The sequence below is a fragment of the Lentilactobacillus hilgardii DSM 20176 = ATCC 8290 genome, assembly GCF_000159315.1.
GTDB classification, from domain to species: Bacteria; Bacillota; Bacilli; order Lactobacillales; family Lactobacillaceae; genus Lentilactobacillus; species Lentilactobacillus hilgardii.
Window position 1 is genome coordinate 1 of the sequence record NZ_GG670021.1, and the last position, 653, is coordinate 653.

At 51.3% G+C, this 653-nt stretch carries 1 protein-coding gene; it reads right to left on the reverse strand.

All coding sequences use genetic code 11. The features are described 5' to 3' along the window. Window positions 1-653, reverse strand: a 653-nt coding sequence (locus HMPREF0519_RS12725; RefSeq protein ID WP_003636978.1) for an IS30 family transposase, incomplete at both ends; no start/stop codon positions are given.

A 653-nucleotide genomic window follows, 5' to 3' on the forward strand; every position in this document is an offset into this window, starting at 1 on the left:
AATATGGATGGGCAAAGTAGATTTCCGTTCCTTGAACCTGATTTAAACTAGCGAATTCCGAGCCGTTGTCAAACGTGATCGTCCGAAAGTTTTCTGCACCGTAATCATCAATCGTATCTTGGAGGGCTTGCCGGCAAGTCTCTGCCCGGTAATCAGGCAATTTAACGATAATTTCCATCCGGCTAACTCGCTCGGTTAACGTCATTAAAGCTGGTTCGGACTCAACCCGTTTGGCTTTCACTAAGTCGCCTTCCCAATGGCCCAACTCCTGACGTTTCCGAACCACTGCGGGCCGGTCTTCAATGGACTGTCCAAGCCGTTTTTTATTCAGGCGGGCATGTCGGTGATTCGGGCGTTTAACGCGGCGACGTAGCTTCATGGGTAAATCATAGTTGTGAAGCTCCGGGAGCTTGCCAGCCTCGATATACCGATAGACCGTAGCCGTTGATGGGCAGGGAAAGCCCGGGTAATGAGCTTTGAAATAGTGGACATACGTATCGACACTGAAAACTCGTGGCTTAGCTTTTAAAGCTTTCGGCAGGGACTTGAAGAACACGGCAGCCCGCTGCAGTAAACCTTTGGGGTGACACTTGGCCCGCTGTTCTCGATAGTAAGCCGCCCCGCGCTCGGCAAAGTAGCCCTGATATGACCGA